Here is a 387-nt window from a genome sequence, read left to right as displayed (position 1 = left end):
CTTATTTTTGTAACCAGCCGAGAACTGCGCCTGACTGCTTTGGTTAAGGAGTTACGGATAGCCTTTCCTGAAATTGTAACGGTTGCCATCAATTATAACAGTTCAAAGTCTAGTGAAATTTATGGCGACAGGACAGAGATTCTTTGGGGACAAGAGACCATAGAGGAAGAGGTGCTAGACTATAGTTTCTTCCTATCTCCTAGGGCCTTTTACCAGCTCAATCCACAACAGACCCAAGTCCTTTACCAAGAAGCTGTCAAGGCTTTAGACATCAGCGAAGATGACAATCTCATTGATGCCTACTGTGGCGTGGGGACGATTGGTTTTGCCTTCGCAGATAAGGTGAAGTCAGTTCGGGGAATGGATGTGATTCCTGAGGCCATTGAG

General features: G+C 45.5%; 1 pseudogene. It reads left to right on the top strand.

Going from position 1 to position 387, the window contains the following annotated elements:
* Positions 1–387: pseudogene (locus FH871_RS35115) on the top strand (hypothetical protein); the annotation flags it as partial.

Origin of the sequence: Larkinella sp. C7 (genome assembly GCF_006149005.1) — a bacterium.
In the GTDB taxonomy this organism is placed as follows: domain Bacteria; phylum Bacteroidota; class Bacteroidia; order Cytophagales; family Spirosomataceae; genus Larkinella.
This window is presented reverse-complemented; position numbering and strand designations above follow the sequence as displayed.